The following is a 20,834-nucleotide window of genomic DNA, read 5'->3' as shown; positions in this document are numbered from 1 at the left end:
CGCACCGCCCGCCTGAAAATCCGCACAGGTTACTCGGGCGGGCGTACCCCGCGAGGTGAACAGCAGGTGAAGCCTCGCGACCACGCCGGGACGCCTCCCGCCACGGGAGCATCATGTCTGCGTGGATCCCTTCATCCTGCTCGCGCTCGTCGTCGTCACGGCCCTCGCCTTCGACTTCACCAACGGCTTCCATGACACGGCGAACGCGATGGCCACGTCCATCGCGACCGGTGCCCTGAAGCCCCGCACCGCCGTCGCCCTCTCGGCGTCGCTGAATCTCGTCGGTGCGTTCCTCAGCATCGAGGTGGCGCTGACCGTCACCAACGCGGTCGTGAAGATCCAGGACTCCTCCGGCGCACCCGATCCGGCCCTGCTGGAGGACGGTGGATCCGCTCTGCTGCTGATCGTGCTGGCCGGCCTCATCGGCGGCATCGTCTGGAACCTGCTGACCTGGCTGCTCGGTCTGCCCTCGAGCTCGTCGCACGCCCTCTTCGGCGGCCTGATCGGCTCCGCTCTCGCGGGCCTCGGTCTCAACGGCGTGAACTGGGCCGGCGACGGGACCAAGCTCGACGGCGTCGTCGGCAAGGTGATCCTCCCGGCGCTGATGTCGCCCGTCCTCGCCGGAGCGGTCGCGGCGATCGGCACCTGGCTCGTCTTCCGTGTGATCGGGAACCTCGCCGAGAAGAGCCTCCACCGCGGCTTCCGCTTCGGGCAGATCGGCAGCGCCTCCCTCGTCTCGCTCGCGCACGGCACCAACGACGCGCAGAAGACCATGGGAGTGATCACGCTCGCGCTGATCGCGGCCGGCGGCTGGAGCGACACCGAGTCGGTCCCCTTCTGGGTCAAGCTCAGCTGCGCGCTGGCCATCTCGCTCGGCACCTACATCGGCGGCTGGCGGATCATCCGCACCGTCGGCAAGGGCCTCGTCGAGATCGACACCCCGCAGGGCATGGCCGCCGAGAGCGCCTCCGCCGCGGTCATCCTCGCCTCCAGCCACCTCGGCTTCGCGCTCTCGACCACCCACGTCGCGACCGGCTCGATCCTCGGCTCCGGAGTCGGCCGACCCGGCGCGCAGGTGCGCTGGCGCGTGGCGCTGCGCATGGTGATCGCGTGGGTCATCACGCTCCCGGCCGCCGCCCTGGTCGGCGCCGTGATGTGGTGGATCGGCCACCTCGTCGGAGGCGCGGCCGGCGGCCTGCTGATGGCCGCGGTCCTCATCGCCGTCGCCTCCTTCATCTACATCCGCTCGCGCCGCGACAGCATCGGCGCGCACAACGTCAACGACGAGTGGCAGGACGCGGCGGCACGCCCCGCGCCCGAGACCGCCGGCGTCTGAGCGAAAGGATCCGCACCGTGCTCTCCCTCTTCCTCTCCGCCGCCGGCCAGGTGGCCCTCGTCGCCGTGCTCCTCGGAGCAGGCCTCCCCGTGCTCTTCGCCGTCGGCGTCCGCTCCTTCGCCGTCGCCGCCGGTGCTCCCGCCTCGGGCGGGTCCGACGCCCCCTCGGTCCGGAGCGGTCTGCCCGCACCGGTGCTGCGCGGGATCGGCGTGCTCTGCTTCGCGCTCGTCGTGGGCTCCGTCGTGATCGGCCTGAGCGTCATCATCGCGACGGGCCTGGGCCAGTCGGTGAGCTTCGAGCACGTGATCCCGACCTTCGTGCCCAAGGGCTGAGCATGGCCTCGACCGATCCGATCGCGGCGCGGGAGGGGATCGTCGCCCGCGTGGTCGGCTGGCTGCGCGCGGGCTACCCGTCCGGCGTGCCGGAGCAGGACTACCTGCCGCTGCTGGGCCTGCTGCGCCGCAGCCTCACGACCGACGAGGTCGAGCAGGTCGTCGCGCAGCTCCTGTCGGAGTCGGAGCGGGCCGAGACGGTCGTCTCGCGGGCTGTGGTGCGCGAGCGGATCGAGCAGCTGCTGCTCGGACCGGCGATGCCCGAGGACGTCGCCCGCGTCTCCTCGCGGCTCGCGAGCGCGGGCTGGCCGCTGGCGGGTCCGGATTCGCTGGCCGAGCCGGACACCCGCGAGGGCCTGGTCACGCGCATCGTCCGCTGGCTGCGCGCCGGCTACCCCGCCGGGCTTCCCGAGCAGGACTTCGTGCCGCTGCTGGCTCTCCTCCGACGTCGTCTGAGCGACGAGGAGGTCGCCGAGGTGGCCGCCGGTCTCGCCGCCGACGCGCCCGCCTCCCGCGCGGACGTCGGCACCGCGATCGCCGGAGTGACGTCGGAGCTGCCCTCGGAGGAGGACATCGAGCGCGTGCGCCGGTCGCTGGCCGCGCTGGGCTGGCCGGAGGAGTTCGCGAGCTGACGCGCCGCGGCCCCGGTCTCCGGCCGGAAGAGCCTGAGAGCCGCCCCGCCGCGATCCCGGGCGCTCGAGCAGGCGGAGCCGGCGCGTCGACGCGTCGCGCCCTCGGACCTCCGGCCGGCGGAGGGTGACCCCGCCGGGACCAGGACGCGGACGCTGCAGCGGGCCGGGCCCGCCGTGAGCGGGCGGGACGAGCGCTGGAGGGTGTCCTCGGGCGGGCGACAGGCGGCCGCCCGGTCGGCAGGGGAGTCGCGGGGTCACGACGCGCGCCGTCCGCCGCCCTAGGTTCGGCCCGGGTCCGGATCGGCTGCGCAGTCGGCTGCCGGACCGCAGACCGACCGGAAGGACAGACCCATGACCGCACCCACCATCGTCCTCGTCCACGGGGCGTTCGCCGACGCCGCGAGCTTCGCCCCGGTCACGCGGATCCTGCTCGACGCCGGCCACGCGGTGCGCGTCCCGGCCGTGCCGAACCGCAGCCTGCTCGGCGATGCGGAGTACCTCCGCTCCTTCGTGGAGCAGCTCGACGGGCCGGTCCTGCTCGCGGGCCACTCCTACGGCGGCGCCGTGATCACGGTGGCGGGCGCCGCGGAGAACGTGGTCGGCCTCGTCTACCTCGCGGCCTACGCGCTCGAGGAGGGGGAGAGCCTCGGGCAGCTGCAGGGAGCCTTCCCCGACTCCGACCTCCCGGCGAACCTCGTCTACACCCCGTTCCCGATCGACGGAGCGGAGCCGGGAACGGACGTGTCGGTCGCGGTGTCGGCGTTCCCGGAGGTGTTCGCGGCCGGGATCGATCCGGCCGAGGCGGCGGTGCTCGCGGTCGGCCAGCGCCCGCTCGCGGCTCTGGCGTTCGGAGAGGCCGCCCCGGTCGCCGCCTGGCGGACCCGGCCGAGCTGGGGCGTCGTCGCGGCCGCGGACCGGACGATCAACCCGGACGTCGAGCGGTTCGGCTACCGGCGGGCGGGCGTGCGGTCGGTCGTCGAGCTCGACGCGCCGCACCTGGTGATGCGCTCGCACCCGGAGGAGGTCGCGCGGGTCATCGCCGACGCCGCGGCGGAGCTGAGCTGACTGCGGAGCCGGCCCGACCGCGGAGCCGGCCCGACCGCGGAGGGGGCCTGACCGCGGAGGGGGGCGCCGAGTGCCGGTGCGCTCCTCCGCACCCCGCCGCGCACCGCCGCCGCCGCCACCGCCACCGCCCGGACGTCTCCGCCCCGCCGATCTAGGTACTCCCGCCGCGGATCTAGGTCGGCGTCCCGTGGAGCCGGGCCCGCCGCCTCCCTAGCCTCGAGGGGAGAGAAGGGCGGGATCGTGGACACGGACACCGCGCGGCTCGGCGCCTACCTCCGGGGGCACCGCGACCGGCTGCGCCCCGATGAGGTCGGCCTGGGGACCGACGGACGTCGCCGGGTCAGCGGGCTGCGCCGGCAGGAGGTCGCCGTGCTCGCGGGGATCAGCCCGGACTACTACCTGCGGCTCGAGCAGGGCAAGGACCGCCGCCCCTCGGCGCAGGTCCTGGACGCCCTGGCCCGCGCGTTCCGCCTCGACGCGGACGGGCGCGACTACCTCTTCCGGCTCGGCGGGCACGCCGCGCCGCGGCGCTCGCCGGGGTGGGCGCAGGCCGCGCCGACGCCGGCGCAGATCGGCAGCCTGACGAGCATGGTCTCGTCCTGGACCACGACGCCCGCCTACGTGGTGGACCGCTACCAGGACCTCGTCGCCGTGAACGAGCTCGGCCGTCTGTTCCTGCCCCTGGTCTGCGAGCAGGGGACCAACATGATCGAGGCCGTCGTCGACGCCGCGGCGCTCGAGACCGACGCCGCCCGGCACGAGGACTGGGACCGCACGATCGCCGTGATGACCGCGGCCCTCCGCTTCCACTCCGACCCGGCGGACCCGCGGCTGCGGGTGCTGGTCGCCTCGCTCGGGGGGCGCTCGCGGGTCTTCCGCCGCGTCTGGGCGAGCCAGGAGGCGTATCCGCTCCGCGAGGGCTCGTCGCCGGTGCGCGTCGACCCCTTCGGCTTCATCGCCTTCCGCTGGCAGACCCTGGAGGTGCACGGAGGCGACCACTTCCTGACCTCCTTCTTCGGCGCCGCCGGCAGCGCTGCGGCCGCCGCGATCGATTTCATCCGGGCCCGCCACCGGGTCGAGGAGTGTCTGCGCGAGGGTGCGATACTCGACGCGTGAAGCGGGACGCGCTCGTCGTCGGTCGGGGATCGGAGCTCGCGCGGCTCCGCCTGATGGTCGACCGCATCGCCGCCCACGGGTCGGCAATCGTCATCGACGGAGACGCCGGGGTCGGCAAGACCACCCTGGTCGAGGACGTCGTCGCCTACGCGCGCTCCCGCGACGTGCGGGTGCTGCGCACCGCGGGCTCCGCAGCGGAGTCGGGAGACCAGTACGCGGCGCTGCAGCTGCTCCTGCACCCGCTCCGCCCGGGCCTCGACGGCCTGCCCCTTCCGCAGCGGGACGCGCTCCGCGTCGCCTTCCATCTGGCGGAGGGAGTGCAGCCGACGCCGCTGCTGGCGGGCCTCTCGGCCCTGACCCTCCTGAGCGACGCCGCCGCCGATCGGCCCCTGCTGGTCGTCGTCGAGGACCTGCACCGGATCGACCCGGAGTCGGCGTGGGCGCTGCGGATGCTCGCCCGGCGCATCGGGGAGGACCGCGTCGTCGTCGTGATGACCACGAGGGACCGGCCCGAGGAGGACTCCGGCCTCGAGCACCTCCACCTCGGGCCGCTGTCGGCCGCCGACTCGGCCGCGCTCCTCGACACGCTCCCGCATCCTCCTCGCGGCGCCGCTCGGCGCGCTCTGCTCGACCTCGCCCGCGGGAATCCGCTGGCCCTGGTGGAGCTGACCGGGCGCGACCCGTCGGCCGACGAGGCGGAGGACCGCGCGGTGACCGGACGCCTCGAGTCGGCCTTCGCCGAGCGCTTCGCGGAGCTCGACCAGCCCTCGCGGCTCGCCGTGCTGGCCGTGGCGCTGGGCGACGTCGCGACGGCGGAGGAGGCGAGCCGGCTGGCGAACCTGGCGCTCGGACGCCACCCCGATCCCTCCTGGATCGACAGAGCCGTCGCCGCGTCGCTGCTCAGCTGGACCCCGGGGAGCGGCCTCCGCTTCCGGCACCCCCTCGTGCAGTCCGCGGTGACGAGCGTGAGCCGCCCCTCCGAGCGCGCGGCCGTGCTCCGCACGCTCGTGCAGGAGCACCGCGACGATCCGAGCCGGACGCTGTGGTGGCGCTCGGAGCTCGCGACGGGCTCGGACGGGCCGGTGGGCGAGGAGCTCGCCGGTCTCGCGGCGTCGGGCCTGGCGACCGGCGACGTCGTCCTGGCGGCCCAGGCGATGGAGCGGTCCGCGGAGCTGACCCCCGCCGGGCCGCTGCGCGTCTCGCGCCTGATCGACGCGGCCGAGTACTCCGGTCTCGCCGGCCGGACCGCGGAGGCGGCGCTGCTCGTGCACCGCGCGGCGGGCGAGACCGTCGATCCGGTGCTCACCGCCCGCGCCGCCTGGACGCGCGAGACGCTGCCGACCGGGCGGACGGCCCTCTCTCGGGGCGACCTCTCGCCCGCGCTCGCCGCGGTGACCGCGCTGCAGAGCAGCGGAGCCGTCGACGCCGCCACGGCCGCGCTCCTGCACCTCGCCGCCATCGCCTGGGACCACAACCGCGAGGCGTCGCCGGGGGAGCCGATGATCCAGGCGGTGCGCGCGCTCGCCCTCGACGACTCCGATCCGCGCGCCGTCCTGCTCGCGGCGGTGACCGAGCCGATCGCCCGCGGCGACGAGGTCGTCCGGCGTGCGCTCGCGGCGGCCGGCGGGGCGAGCGGTCCGGAGGAGGCGTGGTGGCTCGGCTACGCGCTCAACACGGCGGGCGAGGTCGAGGTCGCCCGGGAGCTCCTGGAGGAGGCGATCACCGGGCTGCGCGCGCGCGGCGACATCCGGATCCTCCCGCAGGCGCTCCTCGCCGCCTCGATGACCACGTCGCTCGCGGGCCGCTTCTCGCGCGCCCGCTCCTTCGCGGAGGAGGCGCTCGTCCTCGGCAGCGACCTGGGGGACGTCGGCTTCGAGACCGCGTCCCGGGCCTGCCTGGCCTGGTTCGACGCGATGGAGGGCGTCGCGCCCGATCCCGAGGCGATCAGTGCGGGCAGCGCGATCGGCGCGGCCGTCCTCTGCTCCAGCGTGATGCGGGCGACGCTCCGCGGATCGAGAGCGGCGGTGGCGGTCCTCGAGTCGCGGCCGGGCGACGCCGTTCCGGAGCTCCTGCCCCTCCTCGATACGGACGACGACTCCCTGAACCCCGGCTTCGCGATCCTGACCACGCCCGACCTCGTCGACGCGGCTCTCGCGACCGGAGACGTCGGAGTCGTGCGCCTGCACGCCGCGAGGCTGGATTCGCTCTTCGAGCGCTGGCACCAGCCGATGATCGAGGCGGCGGTCCGCTACGCGCAGGTCGCGGTGGCGCTCGCCGATGGAGCGCCGGACGCCGCGGCCGGGCTGCTGCGCCGGACTCCGCCGCCGCTCCCGTACGTGCGGGCGAGGGCGCTGCTGCTCGTGGGCGACGGGCTGCACAGGGCCGGCCGGGCGGCGGAGGCGCGCCCCCTCCTCCGCGAGTCGCTGGCGATGCTCGAGGAGCTGCCGATCCGCGCCTGGGCCGATCGGGCCCGCGACGCGCTCCGGGCCGCCGGAGGGAGGATCGCGGACGCGCCGTCACCGGCCGCGGCCACGCTGACCCCGCAGGAGCTGCGCATCTGCGCTCTCGCGAGCACGGGGCTGTCGAACCGCGCGATCGCGCAGAACCTGTTCCTCTCGCCGCGCACGGTCGGCGCGCACCTGTACTCGGCGTACCGCAAGCTCGGGATCGGCGGGCGGGGCGAGCTCGCCGCGGTGCTCGGCAGGGACGCCGGCGCCGACGCCTGAGGCGGGGGCCGCGGCCGTCCCGGTGTCCGCCCGTGGGCGCCCCGGCCCCGCAGACGCGCCCCGGAACGGCCGGGACGCGCCTGCGAGCGGCCCGCGCTACTCCTGGATGAAGGCCAGCAGGTCGGGGTTGATGACGTCGGCGTGGACGGTCAGCATGCCGTGCGGGTAGCCCTCGTAGATCTTCAGCGTCGAGTTCTGCAGCAGCTCGTGCTGCTTGAGCGCGGCGTCCTTGTAGGGGACGACCTGGTCGTCGTCGCCCTGGGTGACGAGGACGGGGACGGTGATCGCCTTCAGGTCCTCGGTCTGGTCCGTCTCCGAGAAGGCCTTGATGCCCTCGTAGTGCGCGAGCGCGGATCCGGTCATGCCCTGGCGCCACCAGTTGTCCACCACCGGCTGCGAGAGCTCGACGCCCTCGCGGTTGAAGCCGTAGAACGGACCCGCCGCGACCGCCTGGTAGAACTCGGCGCGGTTCGCCGCGAGAGCGTCGCGGAATCCGTCGAACACCGAGATCGGCGTGCCCTCGGGGTTCGCCTCGGTCTGCACCATCAGCGGCGGGACCGACGAGACGAGGACGGCCTTGGCCACGCGGCCCTGGGGCTCGCCGTACTTCGCGACGTAGCGCGCGACCTGGCCGCCTCCGGTGGAGTGGCCGATGTGGACGGCGTTCTGCAGGTCGAGGTGCTCGACGACCGCGTTCACGTCGCTGGCGTAGTGGTCCATGTCGTGTCCGGTGCCGACCTGCGTCGAGCGTCCGTGCCCGCGGCGATCGGTCGAGATGACGCGGTAGCCGTGCGCGTGGAAGAACAGCATCTGCGCGTCCCAGTCGTCGGACGACAGCGGCCAGCCGTGGTGGAAGACGATGGGCTGCGCGTCGGTGCTGCCCCAGTCCTTGTAGTAGATCTCGACGTCGTCGTCCGTGGTCACAAACGGCATCTTCGAACCTCCGTGCTCGTGTCGATCCCGAGCCCGGCCCGGGTCGTGTCCAAGGTGGTGCCTCCCCGGATGAGGGTGGGGAGCGGCTCCACGATAGGGGCGTGGGAGCGCTCCCTGAAGAGCGCGGGGAGATGTTCCGACGATCGTCCAGACCTGGTCGCCCGGGCGGTTCCGGGGTCGCCGGCCGCGCTCGTCGAGTGGGGTCGGATGACTCGTGACCGGCACCGCGGGCGCTGACAGGATCGCGGCGGACGCGCCCTCCCGCGGCGCGCGGACCGGAGGTCGCGATGCCCACGACGATGCCCCTGACGACGCCCCTGACGACGACGCCCCGGCCGGCGGTGCTCCGGTGACCGTCGAGGACCGCGTCCCGATCGAGCCGCAGGCGGTCGTCGCTCCGCTCAGCAGGTCCGCCGTCTTCCTCTCGCTCGACATCGTCGGCGGGCAGGACGCCGCGGACCGCGTGCGGGACGTCGTCGCGGACGTGGGCGGGATCCTCCGCGCGGTCGGCTTCCGCGACCTGGGCCTGCGCCTCTCGTGCCTGGTCGGGATCGGGAGCGACGCGTGGGACCGCTTCGGCGGGGAGGGGCGCCCCGCGCAGCTGCACCCGTTCCGGGAGGTGGTCGGCGCGGCGCACACGGCGGTCTCGACCCAGACCGACCTCCTGTTCCACATCCGGGCGGAGCGCGACGACGCCTGCTTCGAGTTCGAGCGCCTCCTGCTCGACGCGCTCGGCGAGGACGTCGTCGTCCGCGACGAGGTGGTCGGCTTCCGCTACTTCGACAACCGCGACCTGCTGGGCTTCGTCGACGGCACCGAGAACCCCACCGGGGAGGCGCTGCCCCGCGTCGCACTGATCGGCGCGGAGGACGCGGCGTTCGCGGGCGGCAGCTACCTGGTCGTGCAGAAGTACCTGCACGACCTGACGGCCTGGCACGCGCTCACCACCGAGCAGCAGGAGCGGGTCATCGGCCGGAGCAAGGCCGACAACGTCGAGCGCGAGGACGATCCGGCGCAGCTCTCGCACAAGGGGCTCGCGACCGTGGTCGACGCCGGCGGGACCGAGCACGACATCCTCCGCGACAACATGCCCTTCGGCCGACCCGGCAAGGGGGAGTTCGGCACGTACTTCCTCGGGCTGGCCGCCGACCTGTCGGTGATCGAGACGATGCTGACCCGGATGTTCGTCGGCGTGCCCGCGGGCCGGCACGACCGCCTCCTCGACTTCTCGACCGCGACGACCGGCGGGGTCTACTTCGTGCCCTCGCGGGACGTTCTCGAGGGCCTGGGCGGCTGACCCGGGCCGGTCGACGGGACGCGCGGATCGAGTCGGATGACCGTGGTGCGTCCCGATCCGGAGCGGTGGGATCGGAGCAGCGCAGGCGCGCAGGACGATCAGCAGGGAGAACGCCGTGGAACCCGACGACAGCACCGCTCCGCACCACGAGACCCCCGGATTCGGAGACCCGGACCTCCCCCAGGAGGGGATCGTGAACACCGAGGGCGATCCCTCGGCGAACACGATGACCGGCCCGCAGAACCGCGTTCTGGAGGGACTGTTCCCGAACCAGATCGCGGCGCCCGCGACCGACATCAGCACGCAGCCGTTCTTCTGGTCCTCCTTCAACATCTCGCCGCGGCGGGTGCAGCGGGGAGGCTGGGCGCGCGAGCTCACGCAGGCCGACTTCGCGATCTCGAACGAGATCGCCGGCGTGAACATGTACCTCGAGGCCGGCGGGATCCGCGAGCTGCACTGGCACCAGAGCGCCGAGTGGGCGCTGATGACCAGGGGGAACTGCCGCATCACCACGCTCAGCCGCACCGGCCGGCCCAGCGTCGACGACGTGCAGGAGGGGGACCTCTGGTACTTCCCGCCCGGGCTGCCGCACTCCCTGCAGGGCCTCGGCCCGGACGGGGCGGAGTTCGTGCTGGCGTTCGACGACGGCGAGCAGTCCGAGAGCAACACGCTCCTGCTCACCGACTGGTTCGCGCACACGCCGCCCGACGTGCTGGCGAAGAACTTCGGCGTCGCGCAGGAGGTCTTCCGCGACATCCCGCTGCACGACCTCTGGATCTTCCCGGGCGACGTGCCCGGCGACCTCCAGGCCGACCGGGCCGCGGCCGGGGTGCAGGACGGCGACGAGGCGGTGATCTTCCGGCTCTCCCGGTCCGAGCCGGTGCACCAGAACAGCGGCGGCCGGATCCAGATCGCCGACAGCACGAACTTCCCGGCCTCGCGCACGGTCTCAGCCGCGCTGACGACCGTCGAGCCCGGCTCGATGCGCGAGCTGCACTGGCACCCCAACGCCGACGAGTGGCAGTACTACCTCCGCGGATCCGCCCGGATGACCGTGTTCAACACGGGCCCGCACGCCAACACGACCGACTTCCACGCGGGCGACGTGGGCGTCGTGCGCCGCAACTTCGGCCACTACGTCGAGAACACCGGCGACGACACGCTCGTCTACATCGAGACCTTCAAGAGCTCCCGCTACGAGGAGGTGTCGCTCGCCCAGTGGCTCAGCCACCTGCCGCCGTCGCTGGTCGCGCAGCACCTGAACATCCCGGAGGAGGTGCTGGCGACCTTCCCGCCCGGCACGCAGGGGATCACTCCGCTGCGCTGAGACAGGGACGCGCGGAGGGGACGGGGGACGGGGACATGGCTGAGGATCACGAGGCGGCGCTCCTGCCGTGGGCGGGGAGGGCGGCGGTGCTGCTGGACCGGCACCTGCGGGTGCTGGCCGCGACTCCGCTCGCGCGGGCGCTCTCGCCCGCCTTCGCCGCAGGAGTGAGCATCGCCCGCTTCACCTTCCTGGACTCGTCCGAGGTCGAGGACCTGCCGTGCTGGGGTGCCGCCGCCGATCAGGTCGCGGCGATGCTCCGGGACTCGCTCGACCGGCACCGGGGGGATCGGGAGTTCCTGACGGTCGTCGGGGAGCTCTCGGCGAGGAGCCCGCGGTTCGCGGACTCGTGGGCGGTCGGGGCGGAGGCCGACGCGCGCGGGTCGGTCGTGTTCCTCGACACCGCGGTCGGCTCCGTGCCGATGGACTACCGGCTGGTCCGGGACGGCGCGCGCCTCCTGCTCCTGTTCGAGGCGGGTGGCGCGGCGGGTCGCGAGGCTCTCGCGCTCCTCGCCGCCACTGGTCAGGCGCCGGCCGGGGCGGTCAGCGCGGTGCCCGCCTCCGGAGCGGGCCGCAGCGAGGCGAGGTAGTCGACGGCCGCGGCCGCCGGAGTCCCCGCCGCCGCGAGGTAGGTCACGACGTACCGGCCCGGAGCGCCGGCGAGCTCCAGGGTCTGCATCTCGAGGTCGAGCCAGCCGAACGGCTCGACGTGGACGCGGATCCACCGGTGGGTGAAGGGGCGGACCTGGTACTCGGCCCAGATCGACCGGAACAGCGGATTCCCGACCGAGCACTCGCCGACGATCTCGTGCAGCCGCGGATCGTCGGGGTCGCTGTAGAACCGCAGCGCGGCGATCAGCTCGCGGAAGACCTGGCCCCACGCCTGCAGCTGGTCCGGCGGGTCGCCGTCCGCCACGGCGCGGGCGAAGCCGCGGGACGTGGAGAGCAGCATGTTGGCGTCGGGCGCGCCCTTGTCGGGGGCGAGACGGCTCATCAGATCGTTCGCGCCGAGGACGTCGAGGTTGCGGTCGAACGCGTACGCCGGCGTCCTCGGCCAGTGGGCGAGCAGCGACTCCACGCCCTGGCCCGGCGGAAGGGAGGCGGGATCGCGCGCGCCGGGGCGCAGTCGGGCCAGCCGGAAGAGGTAGGCGCGCTCGAACTCGTCGAAGGCGAGCGCCTCGGCGAGGGCGTTCAGCACCTGGTCGGACGGGGCGACGGCGTGCCCCTGCTCGACGCGGAGGTAGTAGTCGCGGCTGATGCGGGCGCGGTCGGCGACCTCCTCGCGGCGCAGACCCGGCACCCGTCGCCGGGTGCCCGCGGTCGGCACGCCGACCTGCTCCGGCTGCAGCGCCGCCCGTCGAGCGCGGAGGAACTCCGCGAGGGGGCTGCGAGAGCTCATCGTGCGACTCCATCGGTTCAGCCGCCGGGTCGAGCGGCGGTCGTGCGGGGGTGGGGCCGTACCGGTCGTCCGGTGGGACACAGAGTACCGTCGGGCACCCGCCGGGCCCACTGCCCAGCTGTGCCTGCTGTGCCCTCCTGCCTTCCGGTGCCCGGCCGCGCTCCGGAGGATCGCGACAGAGGGAGGAGAGCCCGGGAGCGCCCGAGGGTTCCGACAGAGGGAGGAGAGCGCGGCAGTGCCCGGCGGTCAGCATGGGGTCCTCGGAACCCGTCCCTCAGGAGTCGCGATGACGATCAGTGCCCTCTCCTCGCCGCCCGCGCAACCGAGCGCCCCCGAGGACGTGGTGGTCCGGATGCTGAGCTCGGCGTCGCCGGCGCGGGAGCGGCTCCTGGTGGTCGAGGGTGGGATCGGCTCGGGCCGGACGCACATGCTGCGCTCCGCCGCGGCCACCGCTCGGGCCGCCGGCTGCGAGGTCGTGGAGGTGCGGCCGGACCGCGGCGACGCCGTGATCGGCGCGTCCTCGCTCGCGCTGTTCGCCACGCTGATCGGCCGTCTGCAGCGGGTGCGCGACTCCTCGGCCTCGCCCTGCGACCCCGGCTTCCTGATCGTCGTCGACGACTGGGAGCGGTTCGACGTCGCCGCCCGCGAGACCCTCCAGGCCCTGGTGACCCGGCTGGTCGACGAGGTCGGCGCCGCCTGCCTCCTCGCCACCGGCGACCGCCGCGTCCTCGCCGGCTGGGAGGGCCTGAGGCACCGGCGCACGGAGCCCCTCGACGCGGAGGCGGCCCGCGGCTTCCTGCGCGCCCACGGCTGCCGGCGGCCGCTCGCCGTCGAGGCGCGCCTGCTGCGGGTCGCGGAGGGGAATCCGCTGCTCCTCGACGTCCTCGGGCGGGCCTGGGCCGACGAGGACGCTCCCTCGCACTTCCCGGTCTACCCGCGGCTCGAGCAGGCCGAGACCAGGGTGCTCGACCTGCTGGCTCCGCTGTCGGAGACGTGCCGGGAGGCGCTCCTGCTCGCGGCGGTGGCGGGCGCCGAGTTCCCGGAGGCGATCGGGTCGGCCCTCGGCGACGGGGACCGCGCCCTGGTGCAGGAGGGGATCCTGACGGCGGGCGGCCGTGCGTTCCGCGACCCGGTGGTCCGAGCGGTGGTGCTCTCGACGGCGTCGCCCCGAGCGCTGCGGACGGCACGGAGGCGTCTCGCCGATCGCCCGGAGTCGGCCCCGCACCTCCGCCTGCTGCTCGCGGCGGACGACGCGGCCGGGCCGGAGGAGCGGGCGCGGCTCCTCGAGGACGCGGCGGAGGAGCGCCTCCGCGCGGGCAGGCCGCAGGAGGCGCTGCTCCTCCTGGCCGAGGCGCGCTCGGGTGCGCGCGGTGGTGCTCTGCGGGAGGCGCTCGAGGCGCGCGCGGCCGCCGTCGCGGCCTTCACCGGCGATGCGGCGGCCCTCGAGCGGGTGGTGGAGCGCTCGCGGGAGGACGGCGCTGTTCCCGGGGCCGCCGTCGAGGCGGCCCGGCTCGCCGACGCGCTGCTCCGCACGGGTGACGTGGGCGGGGTCCGCCGCGCGGCCCTCCGGGCGCTCGGCGCTCGGGTCGGGCGTGGGGGCTCGTCTGCGGGCGGTGATTCGCCTGTCGGCGGTGACTCGCCTGTAGACGGTGCCTCCCGCGAGGACGGCGGCGGACTCCCCGCCGACCACGCAGCCCCGCGCGACGACGCCGCCGACCTGCTGGCGACCGTCCTCCACACCGCCTGCGTGCTCCGCGGCGATCCCGCGTGGTGGCAGGAGGCGCTCGCCGTCGGCGAGGAGCACTCCCTCGATCCCGTCCTGCGCCTCGTGGAGGCCAGCGCGCGACCGGTCACACACGAGGAGTGGGAGCGCCGCCTGCTGCTCGCCGAGGACTCCGCGGTCACGGGCGACCCGTGGAAGACGGTCGCGCTGCACCTCGCCTGGTCGCTGCTCGAGGTCTCGGACGAGCGCCGCGACCGCCTCGCCGGGCTCCTCGACCGCGGCGAGGAGGCGGACGGCCTGCCCGGCACCCTCGCCCTCCTCCGCCGCGGCACCACCGCCCTCGACCGCGGTCGCCTCGATGACGCCTCGGCCGACCTCGACCGCGCCGCCGCCCGCGTCGACGAGCTGCCCGCCGTCCGTGCGCTGATCGACGCGGCTCGAGCCCGGGTCCACGCGGTGCAGGGCGACCGGGCTCGCACTCTCGAGTGCGCCGAGCGAGCGTCGGCCTGGGCGCTGCGGCACGGAGCGGCGTCGGTCGCGCGCGCCACGGATCACGCCCTGTGCTCGCTCGACCTCGGCGGCGGCCGCTTCGAGGAGGCGCACGCCCGCTCCTCCTCCCGCGCCGGCCGCGACCCGCTGGAGCTCCTCGACGCCGCGGAGGCCGCCTCGCGCCTCCGCCTGCCCGGGCACTGCGCCGAGCTGGCGGCGGCCGCGGCGGAGCTCGCCGAGCGGCCCCTCGCTCCTCGCGGGCGGATGCTCGCCCTGGCGGCGACCGCGGTCCTCGATCCCTCCGGCGGCGCGGGCGCCCTCTTCGAGAGCTCCCTCGTCCCGGCCTCCGAGGAGTGGCCGTTCGAGCGGGCGCGCGTCCAGCTCTGCCACGGCGAGTGGCTGCGCCGCCGGATGCGTCCGCTGGAGGCGCGCACCCGGTTCCGCCAGGCCGCCGCGGGGTTCGCCGCGGTGGGGGCGGAGCTCTGGCTCGCCCGTGCCCAGCACGAGCTGCGGGCGGCGGGCGGCGCGGGGGAGGCGCCGGTGGCCGCCGACCTCAGTGAGCAGGAGCGGCGCGTGGTCTCCCTCGCCGCCGCCGGGCTCTCGAACAAGCAGATCGCCCAGCAGCTCTTCGTCTCGCCCCGCACCGTCAGCGGGCACCTGTACCGGATCTTCCCCAAGCTCGGGGTGACCTCGCGGGCCGGGCTCCGCGACGCGCTCCTCAGCCTCGAGGACGCCCGGAGCGCGTGACGGAGCCGCAGGATCGAGTCATCCGACCTGGTGCCTGCCGCCGCGGGAGGCGCATGCTGAGCGCATGACGTCGCAGCAGATGATCGACCCCTCCGTCCCGCCGAGCGGCCCCGGCTGCGTCGAGTGCGAGCAGTCCGGCTCGTGGTGGCTGCACCTGCGCCGCTGCGCGCTCTGCGGGCACATCGGCTGCTGCGACGACTCGCTGAACCGCCACGCGTCGGCCCACTACCACTCGACCGGCCACGCGGTCATCCGCAGCTTCGAGCCCGGCGAGGACTGGTTCTGGGACTACCGGACCGACGACTACGCCGACGGCCCCGCCCTGGCCGACCCGCAGAGCCACCCGGCGAGCCAGACCACTCCGGGGCCGAAGGACCGCGTGCCGCGCGACTGGCAGTACCTCCTCGCCGAGCGCGCCTGAGCCGTACCCCCCCCCGCGACAGCGCAAGAGTTGTCGCACTGGGCATGCGACTGCGACAACTCCTGGACAGTCGCGGCAGCCGGAGCCGCCGACGCCCAGCGCTCGTCCGCGAGAGCGCAGGAGTTGTCGCACTCGCGACCGACGACGACTTCCGGATGCTCGCGGCGGCCCGCCGGGGAGCGAGGGCCACGAGAGTCCAGGAGTCGTCGCACTGGGCATGCGAGTGCGACAACTCCTGGACAGTCGCGGGAGCAGTCGCGGGAGCAGTCGCGGGAGCAGGTCGAAGCCCGCCGACCGGCCGGCGGACGACGCCGGCCGGACCCCGTCACCGCCTCTCGACTCCGTCCAGCGCCTCCGCCTCGGCGATCCGCAGCCGCATCTGCCGGTACCGGTGGAACTGGTACACCCCGTGCAGCACCGCGAGGACGACCGCGGCCGCCATGCCGCACGCGATCGCGGGGACCTCGTCCGCGCCGCTCTGCGTCAGCGCGAGCGCGACTCCGGCGCCCGCCACGATCGAGTTGACCATCGCGATCGCCGAGGACATCGTGAAGAAGATGCCCCGCCAGCTCTGCCGCCGGCCGATCTCGAGCAGCTCGTTCGGCGCGTGGCGGCCGCGCGGCACCGCGAAGTAGGCGCCCGCGCCCGGCAGCAGGGTCCCGTAGTAGCGGCGGATGCGCTGGATGGCCGTCAGCGCGGCGATGTCCTCCATCGAGGTCTGCACCAGCCGCTCGTAGGTGAACACCCCCAGCAGCACGACGACCGGGATGATCACCGCGAGGAACCCCATCGCGTACCGGGTCGGGGCGAGGAAGCCGAAGGCCACGAGCGAGCTGGAGAGCATCGTCAGGTAGAGCGAGGCGCGGCTGCTCGACTCCGTCACGGTGATCCCGCGCGCCGACTCCAGGACGAAGTGCTCGGTCAGCAGAGCGTTGAGGAACGCGGCCGGCCGGTCGGGGAGCGACGCGGCGGAGACGGCGGCCTCGGGCAGCCCCGGCGTGCGGGGAGGCTCCCCCTCGTCGAGGCGGTCGCCCGGCTCCGGATTCACGACCGCGCCTCTCGCGAGGACGCCCCGCCACGTCCGCTCTTCGAGTCATCCGACTCGCGCACCGGCTCCACCCGCGCGCCTACCGTCGGACGCGACGCCGAGCACCGCCACCGGGGCGCGTGCTCTGACACCGAAGGGCCGTTCATGACCGACACCCGCCACCTCCACTCGAACCAGCGAGACACGCTCGAGCGGCTGCTCGAGGACTCGCCCAGCCACAACGTCCTCTGGGCGGACGTGCTGACGCTGCTCGAAGCCGTCGGCACCGTCCACGAGAAGCACGACGGCGCCTTCTCGGTGACGGTCGGCTCGACCACCGAGACCCTCCACCGGCCGCACCACAAGGACGTGGACGAGCAGCAGCTCGTCGACCTGCGCCGCCTGCTCCGCGGAGCGGGGTACGGCGCATGAGCGCCGGGACGCCCGCCGACCTCACCGGGTCGGCCGCCGAGCGCCTCCGCCGGCTGGACGCGCTCGACGCGGGGGCGCTGACCGAGGAGTGGCTCCTCCGCCAGCTGCGCCTCGCGCTCGGGGATCTCGCCGCGCTCGAGCCGGCCGCCGAGGCCGAGCAGGAGCGGCGCGAGGACTTCTGACGCGACGGGCGGCCGTCCGGGGTGCACACGGCCGGCACTCCGACGGCCGCCGCCCCGCAGCCTGAGCCCCACGCAGCGCCGCCCCGATCCGCCGCTCATCGCCCGGCCGCCGCGCTGCGGGCGCGCAGCAGCACGCCGGCCGTCGCGGTCGCCGCCAGCACCAGCGCCGCGAACACCGTCAGCACGGTCGTCGCGGCGACGAGGTTCAGCGCCGCTCCCGCCGCCAGCGCGGGCACCGCGAGCCCCGTGTAGGCGACCAGGAACACCACCGCCAGGGTCTCGCCCCGGCGGGCCGGATCCGCGAGGGCGACCGCCGTGCCGATCGATCCCTTGAAGAGCAGCCCCACCCCGAAGCCCGAGACGACGGCCCCGGCGAGGAACACCCCCAGCTGCGGAGCGATCGCTCCGGCCGCGACCGCCGCGAGCCCGGCCGCGCAGCCCGCCACCGCGATCGAGAGCTGCAGGCGCACCGCCACCTTCACGAGCAGCAGCTGGCCCAGGGCCGCGGAGGCGAACACGGCGAAGGACGTCGCTCCGGCGAGCAGGTGGTCGCGGACCTGGAACGTCTGCACCAGGAACGTCGGTGCGAGCGAGGTGAAGAGGCCGAGGACGGAGAAGGCCGAGAACGCTCCGAACGCCGCGAGCAGGAACGCCCGGCGCGCGTCCGCCGGCACCGAGAGCCGCTGCGGCCGGTAGGCGGGCGCCGTCTCCGGCACGTCGACCGTCTCGGGTACGAGGAGCAGCGCCAGGCCCGCCACGAGCAGCGCGACCAGGAACACCTGATGCGGCAGGAGGAGCGGATCGGGGAGGAACTCGGCGAAGACCCCTCCGAGCAGCGGACCCAGCGAGAGCCCGCCGAGGTTCACGGCGCCCGAGATCGACGCGGCGACGATCGTGTTCTCGTCCGGCCGGGCGCGGGCGCGCAGCTCGCCGAGGTGGGCGGTCGCGGTGGCGGTGAGCATCCCGATGCTGACGCCGTTGACGAAGCGGGCGACGATCAGCCCCGGAACCTCCGTCGTCAGCGAGAAGAGGACGGCCGAGATCGCCGAGACGAGCACCGCGATCAGCAGCACCCGGCGGCGGCCGAGCCAGTCGCTGACGTGACCGGCGAGGTACAGGCTCACGATCACTCCGACCGCGTAGGCGGCGAAGACGACGGTGATCACGAACGGCGGGAAGCCGTCGAGCTGCTGGTAGAGCGGGTAGAGCGGAGTCGGCACCGTCGAGTACGCCATCACGAGCAGGAAGGTCGCGGCGACGATCCAGAAGCCGACGCCGTGGCGCACCGTCGGCAGCCGGCGGCTCACGAGGTCTCCTGCAGGTGGCGGTGGGCGAAGGTGACGGCCATCGCGCCCTCGCCGACGGCGGAGGCGACGCGCTTGACCGAGCTGCGGCGCACGTCCCCCGCGGCGAAGGAGCCGGGGACGCTGGTCTCGAGGTAGAACGGCGCCCGCTCGAGCGGCCAGTCCGGCGCGGCGTGCTCGCCCGCGAGGTCCGGGCCCGTCACGAGGTAGCCGCCGGAGTCGCGGACGATCGCGGTCTCCGCCGCCCAGGTCGTGTCCGGTTCGCCGCCGATGCAGACGAACAGGTGCGAGGTGGCCAGCGCCCCGTGCGCGCCGGTCGCCGAGTTCTCGACCTCGATCGACTCGAGGGCGTCGGCGCCGTGCAGGCGGGTGACACGCGAGTCGAGGAGGATCGTCACGTTCGGCTGCCGGACGACGCGCTCCGCGAGGTAGGAGGAGAGGCCGTCGGCCAGATCCGGGCCGCGGACCAGCATGGTCACGTGCCGCGCGTGCGCCGAGAGGTTCATCACGGCCTGCCCGGCCGAGTTGCCGCCTCCGACGACCACGACGTCCTCGCCCTCGCAGAGCGGCGCCTCGCTCGTGCCGGCGCCGTAGTAGAGGCCGACGCCGAGCAGCTCGTCCTCGCGCTCGAGGCCGAGCCGGCGCCACTGGATTCCCGTGGCGCAGATGTTGGTGCGGGCGACGACGGTCGTCCCGTCGGCGAGCAGTGCGTGGATCCGGTCGTCGGCGAAGCGCCCGCGGATCCCCTCGCGCATCCGCAGGAGCTCGGCGCCGAACGAGACGGCCTGCTGCCGCGCGCGCTCGGCCAGGTCGGCTCCCGCGATCCCGTGCGGGAAGCCGAGGTAGTTCTCGATCAGGCTGCTGGATCCGGCCTGCCCGCCGATCGCCGAGCGCTCGAGGACGACGACCTTCAGCCCCTCGGACGCGGCGTAGACGGCGGCGGAGAGCCCGGCCGGGCCCGCGCCGTAGATGGAGAGGTCGTACTCGGCCAGCCGGGGTGCGCCCACCCAGCCCAGCCGGGCCGCGACCTCGGCGAGCGTCGGATCGGAGGCGCGGCTGCCGTCCGGGAACACCACGAGCGGGAGCGACGCGGTGGCGAGGGGGTGTCCGGCGACGGCGAGGCACTGCTCGTCCGTGTCGATCGGCGTCCACGAGAACGAGACGACGCTGCGCGAGAGGAGGTCGCGGATCTCCCACGCGTCGCGGCTCTCGCGCCGCCCGTAGAGGCGGACCTGCGGGACGTCCCCGGGCACGGTCACGAGGCCCGCCGCCGCTCGAGCCCGTCGCGGAACCTCATCAGCTTGAGGCAGAGGTGCAGCGTGCTGCGCGCGAGTCCGTCGTCGAGCGCCTCCCGGACCGCCTCGGGCAGGTTGTCGAGGCGGTAGTAGAGCGTGGTGCGGTGGATGTGCAGGAGCCCGCACGCCTCCCGCACGCTGCCGCGCACGTCGAGGTAGGCCTCGACCGTCCGCCGCTGCACCTCGTCGCCCCGCTCGAGCAGCGTCGCCGCGGCCGGCGAGAGCATGGCGAGCTGCGAGCTGTCCGCCCCGATCGAGGCGAGGAGCACCCACGCCCCCAGCTCGGCGATGTCGGCCCGGCCGCGGCCGTCGGGCAGGGAGCCGACGATGGTCGCGGCGAGGGCGGCCCGCTCGGCGGTCGGCAGGAGGTCGTCGTCGCGGACGTCGAACCGGGCCGAGCCGATCGCGTCGACGGCCGTGCCGCGGTCGCGCGCCTCCTGGTGGAGGATGGCGTCGGTAGCGGCCTCCGGCGCGTCGACGCTGACGAAGAACAGAGCGCCTTCCTGATCGCCGAGGAAGGTCAGGCCGGAGGCGGGGCTCGCGTCGATCCGCTTCGCCAGCGCCGTCCGCTGGAGCGAGCCGGTCGCGCCGGCGAGGCGCACCGCGCGGACGACGGTCTGGGCGTCCCGCCGGAGCCAGCGCCGCTCCACCGCCTCGGCGAAGGCCGAGCGCCGGATGCTGCCGTCCGCCGCGAGCAGCGCCGCGAGGACGTCCTCGCGGCGGGAGCTGCCGCCCGCCCTCGTCGACGGACCGAGCAGGCGCCGGATCGCGCCGACGGCCGCGTCGATGAGGGAGTACTCGGCCGGAGTGAGCGGCGCGGGCCGCTCCCGGGGGAGGAGGAGGGTCGCAAGCCGGCCCCGCGGATCCTGGACCGGGAACACGCCGTCCCGGGGCCCTCTGCCCGTACGGGCCGCGGCCAGGATCCGGTGCGACGGGTCCTCGATCGTCACCGGTCGGTCGAGAGCCTCGGCGAGCTCGTCGGCGAGGTCCTGCAGAGTCATCGGCGGGGATCCGGGTGAGGGGCCATGCCGTGATCCTCGCGGAGGGAGCCCTC

19 protein-coding genes are annotated in these 20,834 nt (G+C 74.7%); 13 read left to right on the top strand and 6 right to left on the bottom strand.

Annotated elements, in window-relative coordinates:
• Positions 1-121: 121 nt before the first annotated feature.
• The 6 genes from C5C24_RS10595 to C5C24_RS10570 all read left to right on the top strand — a co-directional run bounded on the left by C5C24_RS10595 (position 122) and on the right by C5C24_RS10570 (position 7,207).
• Complete coding sequence (locus tag C5C24_RS10595; protein ID WP_104304936.1) at positions 122-1,336, top strand: inorganic phosphate transporter; 1,215 nt, start codon at positions 122-124, stop codon at positions 1,334-1,336.
• Positions 1,337-1,353: 17 nt separating this feature from the next.
• A complete protein-coding gene (locus C5C24_RS10590) occupies positions 1,354-1,668 on the top strand; it encodes a hypothetical protein (protein WP_104275758.1) in 315 nt (104 codons plus the stop codon).
• 2 nt (positions 1,669-1,670) lie between these two features.
• Entirely contained in the window at positions 1,671-2,300 is a 630-nt protein-coding gene (locus C5C24_RS10585) for a DUF3349 domain-containing protein (protein WP_104275759.1), read from the top strand.
• 351 nt (positions 2,301-2,651) lie between these two features.
• Positions 2,652-3,365: an alpha/beta fold hydrolase gene (locus C5C24_RS10580; protein WP_104275760.1), complete on the top strand. Its 714-nt coding sequence runs from the start codon at positions 2,652-2,654 to the stop codon at positions 3,363-3,365.
• A gap of 240 nt (positions 3,366-3,605) precedes the next feature.
• Positions 3,606-4,481: a helix-turn-helix domain-containing protein gene (locus C5C24_RS10575; protein ID WP_181110066.1), complete on the top strand. Its 876-nt coding sequence runs from the start codon at positions 3,606-3,608 to the stop codon at positions 4,479-4,481.
• Positions 4,478-7,207, top strand: a complete 2,730-nt coding sequence (locus C5C24_RS10570) for an AAA family ATPase (protein ID WP_104304935.1) — start codon at positions 4,478-4,480, stop codon at positions 7,205-7,207. The genes C5C24_RS10575 and C5C24_RS10570 overlap by 4 nt, the downstream gene beginning before the upstream one ends.
• A gap of 96 nt (positions 7,208-7,303) precedes the next feature.
• Here C5C24_RS10570 and C5C24_RS10565 read toward each other — a convergent pair whose 3' ends face one another.
• Positions 7,304-8,140, bottom strand: coding sequence for an alpha/beta fold hydrolase (locus tag C5C24_RS10565; protein WP_104304934.1), 837 nt, complete (start codon positions 8,138-8,140; stop codon positions 7,304-7,306).
• Between the two features lie 349 nt (positions 8,141-8,489).
• On the opposite strand from C5C24_RS10565, the gene C5C24_RS10560 reads away from it, so the two are divergent.
• From C5C24_RS10560 to C5C24_RS10550, 3 genes are all read left to right on the top strand, one after another.
• Positions 8,490-9,437 (top strand): Dyp-type peroxidase, encoded by a 948-nt coding sequence (locus C5C24_RS10560; protein WP_104275763.1) that lies wholly within the window; start codon positions 8,490-8,492, stop codon positions 9,435-9,437.
• Positions 9,438-9,552: 115 nt separating this feature from the next.
• Positions 9,553-10,764 (top strand): cupin domain-containing protein, encoded by a 1,212-nt coding sequence (locus tag C5C24_RS10555; protein WP_258065165.1) that lies wholly within the window; start codon positions 9,553-9,555, stop codon positions 10,762-10,764.
• A 35-nt stretch (positions 10,765-10,799) separates the two neighbouring features.
• Complete coding sequence (locus C5C24_RS10550; protein WP_104304933.1) at positions 10,800-11,351, top strand: hypothetical protein; 552 nt, start codon at positions 10,800-10,802, stop codon at positions 11,349-11,351.
• Here C5C24_RS10550 and C5C24_RS10545 read toward each other — a convergent pair.
• Positions 11,285-12,160: a helix-turn-helix transcriptional regulator gene (locus tag C5C24_RS10545; RefSeq protein WP_104304932.1), complete on the bottom strand. Its 876-nt coding sequence runs from the start codon at positions 12,158-12,160 to the stop codon at positions 11,285-11,287. The two genes, C5C24_RS10550 and C5C24_RS10545, sit on opposite strands and share 67 nt — an antisense overlap.
• A gap of 286 nt (positions 12,161-12,446) precedes the next feature.
• On the opposite strand from C5C24_RS10545, the gene C5C24_RS10540 reads away from it, so the two are divergent.
• Both C5C24_RS10540 and C5C24_RS10535 read left to right on the top strand, forming a co-directional pair.
• Positions 12,447-15,119, top strand: coding sequence for a LuxR C-terminal-related transcriptional regulator (locus tag C5C24_RS10540; RefSeq protein WP_104304931.1), 2,673 nt, complete (start codon positions 12,447-12,449; stop codon positions 15,117-15,119).
• Between the two features lie 64 nt (positions 15,120-15,183).
• The gene (locus tag C5C24_RS10535) at positions 15,184-15,540 is read left to right on the top strand and encodes a UBP-type zinc finger domain-containing protein (protein WP_104275767.1); all 357 of its coding nucleotides are present in this window, start codon (positions 15,184-15,186) and stop codon (positions 15,538-15,540) included.
• Positions 15,541-15,865: 325 nt separating this feature from the next.
• Here the strand turns inward: C5C24_RS10535 and C5C24_RS10530 are convergent, their stop codons facing one another.
• Positions 15,866-16,588, bottom strand: coding sequence for a hypothetical protein (locus tag C5C24_RS10530; RefSeq protein ID WP_104304930.1), 723 nt, complete (start codon positions 16,586-16,588; stop codon positions 15,866-15,868).
• Between the two features lie 144 nt (positions 16,589-16,732).
• Here C5C24_RS10530 and C5C24_RS10525 point away from each other — a divergent pair, with 144 nt between their 5' ends.
• Positions 16,733-16,999, top strand: a complete 267-nt coding sequence (locus C5C24_RS10525) for a hypothetical protein (RefSeq protein ID WP_104257441.1) — start codon at positions 16,733-16,735, stop codon at positions 16,997-16,999.
• Positions 16,996-17,181: a hypothetical protein gene (locus tag C5C24_RS10520; RefSeq protein ID WP_104224778.1), complete on the top strand. Its 186-nt coding sequence runs from the start codon at positions 16,996-16,998 to the stop codon at positions 17,179-17,181. The genes C5C24_RS10525 and C5C24_RS10520 overlap by 4 nt, the downstream gene beginning before the upstream one ends.
• A 95-nt stretch (positions 17,182-17,276) precedes the next feature.
• On the opposite strand, the gene C5C24_RS10515 is transcribed toward C5C24_RS10520, so the two are convergent.
• From C5C24_RS10515 to C5C24_RS10505, 3 genes are read right to left on the bottom strand one after another with little or no spacing between them, the layout of a single operon-like run.
• Positions 17,277-18,488 carry an MFS transporter gene (locus C5C24_RS10515; protein WP_258065163.1) on the bottom strand — a complete coding sequence of 404 codons (1,212 nt, stop codon included), beginning with the start codon at positions 18,486-18,488 and terminating at the stop codon, positions 17,277-17,279.
• Entirely contained in the window at positions 18,485-19,744 is a 1,260-nt protein-coding gene (locus C5C24_RS10510; RefSeq protein ID WP_181135518.1) for an NAD(P)/FAD-dependent oxidoreductase, read from the bottom strand. Before C5C24_RS10510 ends, C5C24_RS10515 begins: the two co-directional genes overlap by 4 nt.
• The gene (locus C5C24_RS10505; RefSeq protein WP_104304929.1) at positions 19,741-20,781 is read right to left on the bottom strand and encodes a helix-turn-helix domain-containing protein; all 1,041 of its coding nucleotides are present in this window, start codon (positions 20,779-20,781) and stop codon (positions 19,741-19,743) included. Before C5C24_RS10505 ends, C5C24_RS10510 begins: the two co-directional genes overlap by 4 nt.
• Positions 20,782-20,834 lie beyond the last annotated feature (53 nt).

It is taken from the genome of Rathayibacter sp. AY2B3 (genome assembly GCF_002931755.1).
Taxonomy (GTDB): Bacteria; Actinomycetota; Actinomycetes; order Actinomycetales; family Microbacteriaceae; genus Rathayibacter.
This window is presented reverse-complemented; position numbering and strand designations above follow the sequence as displayed.

Coding starts and splice junctions, on each gene's coding strand:
- C5C24_RS10585 (WP_104275759.1), top strand. CDS start 1,671: ATGGCCTCGACCGATCCGATCGCGGCGCGGGAGGGGATCGTCGCCCGC.
- C5C24_RS10580 (WP_104275760.1), top strand. CDS start 2,652: ATGACCGCACCCACCATCGTCCTCGTCCACGGGGCGTTCGCCGACGCC.
- C5C24_RS10565 (WP_104304934.1), bottom strand. CDS start 8,140: ATGCCGTTTGTGACCACGGACGACGACGTCGAGATCTACTACAAGGAC.
- C5C24_RS10550 (WP_104304933.1), top strand. CDS start 10,800: ATGGCTGAGGATCACGAGGCGGCGCTCCTGCCGTGGGCGGGGAGGGCG.
- C5C24_RS10545 (WP_104304932.1), bottom strand. CDS start 12,160: ATGAGCTCTCGCAGCCCCCTCGCGGAGTTCCTCCGCGCTCGACGGGCG.
- C5C24_RS10540 (WP_104304931.1), top strand. CDS start 12,447: ATGACGATCAGTGCCCTCTCCTCGCCGCCCGCGCAACCGAGCGCCCCC.
- C5C24_RS10535 (WP_104275767.1), top strand. CDS start 15,184: ATGACGTCGCAGCAGATGATCGACCCCTCCGTCCCGCCGAGCGGCCCC.
- C5C24_RS10525 (WP_104257441.1), top strand. CDS start 16,733: ATGACCGACACCCGCCACCTCCACTCGAACCAGCGAGACACGCTCGAG.
- C5C24_RS10520 (WP_104224778.1), top strand. CDS start 16,996: ATGAGCGCCGGGACGCCCGCCGACCTCACCGGGTCGGCCGCCGAGCGC.
- C5C24_RS10505 (WP_104304929.1), bottom strand. CDS start 20,781: ATGACTCTGCAGGACCTCGCCGACGAGCTCGCCGAGGCTCTCGACCGA.